Annotated in this window: 2 protein-coding genes; both read left to right on the forward strand. The window is 40.1% G+C overall.

The genetic code is table 11. The features are described 5' to 3' along the window. Positions 1-2,197: beta-ketoacyl reductase (locus AFK68_RS16145; protein WP_143437937.1), on the forward strand; the 2,197-nt coding region annotated here is incomplete at its 5' end. Between the two features lie 181 nt (positions 2,198-2,378). After that, a complete protein-coding gene (locus AFK68_RS16150) occupies positions 2,379-6,530 on the forward strand; it encodes a type I polyketide synthase (RefSeq protein WP_246844226.1) in 4,152 nt (1,383 codons plus the stop codon). Positions 6,531-6,587: the final 57 nt, after the last annotated feature.

Below are 6,587 nucleotides of genomic sequence, written 5' to 3' on the forward strand. Positions count from 1 at the left end.
GAGTTTTAAGTTTTTTGAGAATTTTGATATTGATGATGAATTGTGGTACTACACCAAAATTGACGAGTCAAGTTCTTTTGAGAAGGAAGAATTTCTAGGTGATACTTACTTGCTGAATGGAAATGGGAAAGTATTAGCAGAATATAATGGTATAGATTTCCGTCAACTAAGTCGGAAGTTATTGTTGAGGACCTTTGGGTTAGATTTTAGTCAGTGGTACTATCAAATAGAATGGCAACCTGCTGCTTTGACTCCTAGTGAAACACAGGAACCAGGAACTTACCTACTATTTTGTCCTACAGGGGAATCAAATAGTAAGTCAAAACCATGGAGCGATAGTCTGAACTCCCAATTATTAGAACAAGGTCATCAGTGTATTGTTGTCTATCCAGGAGATAGTTACAAGAATTTATCTTCAGAAGCAAAACAACAAACGATTCAATTATCTCCAACAGACCCCGAACATTTCCAAAAGTTACTTGATGAGGTAAATGAATTAACAGAAGAATTGCCCTTGCAAGGTGTGATTCACCTCTGGAGTTTAGATACAGATGTAGCAGAGTTAGCAAAAGCAGAAGAGGTAATTTGTGGTAGTATTATCAACCTATTGCAAGGGATGCGATCGCTTGAACAATCACCTCCTCTGTGGTTAGTGACTCAAGGTGCTGCATTAGGATTTACTTCTCAGGAGTCAGAAGTCAGTAGTAATATTCAACCTCAACAAGCACTTTTATCGGGGTTAGGCAAATCCATAACTCTGGAGTATCCCCAGTTATACTGTCGTTGTTTAGACCTAGATCCTAATACTGAGGCATCAGAAAACTTAAAAGTTTTACTCGATGAGGTCGCCAACCATCAACCATCAACCAGTTGGGAAAATCAAATCCGCTATCGTCAAGGAGAACGTCAAGTAGCAAGACTAATTCAACCCAGGTTAGATACAGATGATGCCAAATTAACTATTGAGACCGAAGCAAGTTATTTAATTACTGGTGGTTTAGGCGCTCTAGGGTTAGAAGTGGCTCAGTTCCTAGTCAAACAAGGCGTTAAGAGTATAGTCTTATTAGGCCGCAAATCTCCTTCAGAAACTGCTCAGGAAAGTATTCAAGAGTTAGAAGCAGCAGGCGCTCAAGTTTCAGTATTATTGGGAGATGTGTCTGTGGAAAAAGATATGGTAGAGATTTTCCAACAGATACAAGATACCTTACCTCCTCTGAAAGGTGTAATTCATGCTGCTGGAGTTGTAGATGATGGATTTATCCAACAAATGAGTTGGGAACAGTTCACAAAAGTTACAGCTCCCAAAGTAGCAGGGACTTGGAATCTACATAAATTAACAAAAGATATACCATTAGATTTCTTTGTTTGTTTCTCCTCCCTAGTATCAATGTTAGGTTCTCCCGGTCAAAGTAACTATGCAGCAGCTAACGCCTTTATGGATGCAGTTGCCCAATACCGTCAGAATTTAGGATTACCAGGAGTGAGTATTAACTGGGGACCTTGGGCAAATATTGGCCTCGCTGCTCGCATGGGGGCACAACAACAAAGTCGTATAGAAAGCCAAGGTTTACAAGGAATTCAATCAGAGCAAGGGTTACAAGCTTTAGAAGAAGTATTAGCAACTCAGGAACCACAGATAGGAATATTTAATATTGACTGGTCACACTTGTTGAGTCAATTGGGAGCAGCAACTCCGCCATTTCTATCGGAAATAGCAAGTCAGCATCCACTCAAAGGAGCAAACCAGGGACCAAAACAACAGGAATTCATAGAAGAACTGAAGGTAGCAACAACTGAGCAACGCCAAAGTTCAATTGTGGATTATTTGCTTGGTATTGTTGCTAAAGTATTGAGATTGAGTAAAAGTGATTTACCAGACCCAGAAGAAGGATTCTTTAATTTGGGGATGGATTCCCTAATGGCACTGGATTTTGGCCGTATGATTCAGACAGATTTAGGGATTACTTTGTCCTCAACTTCTACTTTTGAGTATCCAAATATTCAGACTTTAGCTGAATATCTAGAGGGAATAATTCCGAAAATTGAGCAGACGGAAACTGAGTCTGAGACAACTGATACTGCCATTGATTTAAAAAATCTAATTGCAGAGGTTAGTCAGCTTTCAGCAGACAACATGGATGAAGCTATTGATGATGCTCTGAATCAACTTTATCAGTCTATTTATGTTGGAAATTAAGAAAGTTCCAATCAGTTAACAGTTCTCCGTAATTAACTAGCTATCAGCTATCAGCATTTCAGCTAGCCTCCAAAAGAGGAACTTCGTTAACAGCTTTTTGACCTGCTGAGTGCTGAATGCTATTAAAAAAAAGGAGAGTAGGGGTTTGGTCTCCAAACCCTATATAGAGAAAGGGAGTTAGATGCTCCCACTAACTAAAACCTCAGATGTACCAAACAAGGAATTAAACATGGAAGCTAGCTCCCAAACCCAACTGTCAAATCAGCAACGTCTTTTTTTAGAACTACAAGAAGCAACTGCAAACGCTGAACTGTCAAATCAGCAACGTCTTTTATTAGCAGTCAAACACGCAACTGCTAGGTTAAATGAAATTGAAACAGCAAGTACCGAACCAATAGCAATTATTGGTACTGCTTGTCGTTTTCCAGGAGGTGCTGATACTCCCGAATCTTACTGGGAATTTCTCAGAGAATCAAGAGATGGCAGAGTAGAAATTCCCAAAGAGCGATGGAATAATGACCAATACTACAATCCAGATCCAGAAGCACCAGGCAAAATCTATGTTCGCCACGGTTATTTTCTCCAACAACCCGTAGACCAGTTTGACCCCGCCTTTTTTGGCATTTCTGGGGCAGAAGCAAATAAGATGGACCCATCACAACGACTTTTGTTGGAAGTGAGTTGGGAAGCATTAGAAAATGCAGGTATTTCACCCAGGAGTTTGAAAAATACGGAAACGGGAGTATATATAGGTCAATGCTTTAATGATTATGCCTTGATTGGCATCAATTCTCTCCCTAATAACTTGGCTGATTTTTATTTAGGTCTAGGTACGGGGATGAATATTTCGTCGGGTCGGATAGCTTATGTTTTTGGACTGCAAGGACCAACTTTGACCCTAGATACAACTTGTTCTTCCTCCTTGGTTACTTTGCATATAGCTTGTCAGGGTTTGCGGAATGGAGAGTCTAACTTGGCTCTAGTCGGTGGAGTAAATTTAATGCTTCATCCCACTGTGACTCATGGGTTCTGTAAAAGTAGAGGATTATCTCCTGATAGTCGTTGCAAGACTTTTGATGCTAGTGCTGATGGTTTTGCCAGGGGAGAGGGTTGTAGCATAATTGTCCTCAAACGTCTTCGGGATGCTGTGGCAGATGGCGATCGCATTTTGGCTCTGGTGAAAGGTTCTGCGATTAACCATGATGGTCCTAGTAGTGGCCTGACAGTTCCCAATCAACAGGCCCAAAAGAAGGTACTTCGGCAAGCTTTGGCCAATGCCAAGGTAAACCCATCAGAGGTAGACTATGTTGAGTGTCACGGTACGGGAACTTCTCTGGGAGATCCTCTGGAAGTCAAAGCGATCGATGAGGTTTATTGTCAAGAAAGAAGTAAGGACGATCCTCTGATTTTGGGTGCGGTGAAAAGTAATGTGGGGCATTTGGAAGCGGCTGCGGGTGTTGCAGGTTTAATGAAGATTATTTTGGCTCTGCAAAATAAGGAAATTCCACCAAATCTTCACTTTAATAAACCTAACCCTCAGATTGATTGGGATAAAATTTCGGCAGAGGTAGCAACAAGTGCGATACCTTGGGAAAAACCAGATAAACCTCTGTTGGCAGGAATTAGTGGATTTGGCATGAGTGGTACTAATGCTCATGCTATCTTACAATCAGCACCAGAACAGGTGAAAAGTAAAAATGAGACAGAGCGATCGCTCCATGTATTAACTCTGTCCGCTAGAACCCAAAAAGCTTTGGCAGATTTGGTGGTTCGTTATCAAAATTACCTGGAAAAAGAAAATAATGAGGATGAATTAGGTGATATTTGTTATACAGCTAATATAGGACGTGCCCATTTGAATCAAAGATTAGCAGTTATTGCAGCTAACAAAGCGGAGCTATTGGAGAAATTAACGGCTGAGGAAATATTCTCAGGACAGGTATCAAGTAGCACCATACCAAAGGTGGCTTTCTTATTCACAGGTCAAGGTTCCCAATACGTTAATATGGGTCGGGAATTATATGAGCAAGCACCAGTTTTCCGACAGGCGATCGAGCGGTGTAATGAAATTTTCAGTGCAATTGTTGAGGAACAAGAAGAATCAGACAAAATTTCTCTGTTAGATGTTATGTATTCTGACACTGAAGAAGATTCATCCCCCCTACACCAAACAGCTTATACTCAACCAGCACTATTTGCCATAGAATACGCCCTAGCTAAATTATGGGAATCTTGGGGAATCAAACCAAATGTAGTCATGGGTCACAGTGTAGGTGAATATGTGGCAGCAACAATAGCGGGAATCTTTAGTTTAGAAGACGGATTAAAATTAATTACTGCCAGGGGACGATTAATGCAAGAGTTACCCCCAGGAGGAGAAATGGTTTCTGTTATGGCATCAGAATCAAAAGTTCGTCCTCTCCTGACGAATTACACAGATAAAGTAGCTATGGCAGCGATTAATGGACCTGCAAGTGTGGTGATTTCTGGGGAGTCAGAAGCGGTAAGGGCGATCGCTACTAAGTTAGAGTCAGAAGGAATTAAAACGAAACAACTGCAAGTATCTCATGCTTTCCATTCACCTCTAATGGAACCAATGTTAGAGGAGTTTGAGGAGATAGCTAATCAACTTGACTATAAGACACCCAGGATTCCGGTAATATCTAACGTCACAGGGACAAAGGCAGATAGTAGTATTACTACCGCTAAATATTGGGTAGATCATGTCCGACAACCGGTTAAGTTTGCCCAAAGTATGGATGCTGTGCAGCAACAGGGAATTGATATTTTCCTAGAAGTAGGACCAAAACCAATATTATTAGGTATGGGGCGTCGATGTTTGCCAGAAGATGCAGGTGAGTGGTTGCCATCATTACGTCCTAATGTGGATGAATGGCAGCAAATACTTTCTAGTCTATCAGAATTGTACGTTCGGGGAGCAAAAATAGATTGGTCAGGATTTGACGGAAATTATCAGCGACAAAAAGTGGCCTTACCTACTTATCCTTTCCAACGACAAAGGTATTGGATAGAAAATGAGAAGTCGGGGTTATCAGAATCAACTCTTACTCAGATAACAGACACAGCAACAGAAACTTTAACCAAGCAACTAGCAGAAACAGGTAATCTCTCAGAAAGTGAACTGGAGTTAGTGCCGAAAATACTAGAGTTGCTGAAACAACAACAGTTCAAACCTGCTATAGAGTCGGAGCAAAAGTCTACAGAATCAGAAGATTTAGTTTCCCCTTCATCAGTAATAGATATTGAGAAGTTGCAAGCTGCTCCAGTAGCAGAACGTAAGTTGATGGTAGTAGAATATTTGCAGAAGTTGGCAATTAAGGTACTGCAATTAAATACTTCTGAAGGTTTAGACCTCAACGAATCTGTTCTAGAATTAGGTTTTGATTCTTTGAGCGTTGTGGAACTCCGGAGCAAAATCGAAAAACAACTAGCAGTAACTATACCTGCTAGCTTAATTTTGCAAGGTCCTAGTATCATGGAATTAGCAGAAGCATTGGTTGAACAATTGACTGATAGTGGTTCTGACCAAACTCCAGTTGAGGCCAAAAAAGAAGGCGGTTGGATTGCATACCACAAACCAAAACCTAATGCAAGTACCCGTTTATTCTGCTTCCACCCCTGGGGTGCCAGTGCTTCTATCTATCAACAATGGTCTGATGCTTTGCCTCCAGAAATAGAAGTGTTACCCATTCAACTACCAGGAAGACAAAGACGTCTTCAGGAACAACCTTTTACAGATTTTGCCAGTCTAATTGAGGTTTTAGCAGATGTCCTTTCTCCTTATTTAGATAAACCTTTTGCTTTCTTTGGTCATAGTATGGGAGCGTTTATTGCTTTTGAGCTTGCCTATTTTCTCGAAGAAAAACATAATTTGAAACCAATGCAGTTGTTTCTAAGTGGTGTAGTTCCACCATCAGATAATACTTTGTTAGAAAAAATAGAATCTCTTTCAGAAGCAGAACGACTCAATTATCTTCTAGAAATTTCAGAAATTCCCAAAACTATTTCTGAAGATCCATCGCTTTTCAATGAATTAATGAATATCTTTAAGGCAGATTTTCAACTGTTAAAAAGTTACTACTATCACTATGTAGAGAAAAAGCCACTAAATTGCCCCATCTCTAGTTTTAGTGGAGTAGATGATAATACACTTAGCGATCGCCAACTTTCTCATTGGTCTGAGTATACTAACAGCAACCTCAAAATAGATCGGATACCTGGTAAACATATGTTTATGTTTTTGAAAGATAGCCAAAAATTACTTTTGGAGCTAATTTCTCAAGAACTTTTACCAGAATTAATTACTCAATAAATTATTAGGGTGCAAAGTTTGCACCCTTTTCTAATAAAATTTAAAATTAAGGAGGGT

Origin of the sequence: Hydrocoleum sp. CS-953, from assembly GCF_002260545.1 — a bacterium.
Lineage (GTDB): Bacteria > Cyanobacteriota > Cyanobacteriia > Cyanobacteriales > Microcoleaceae > Trichodesmium.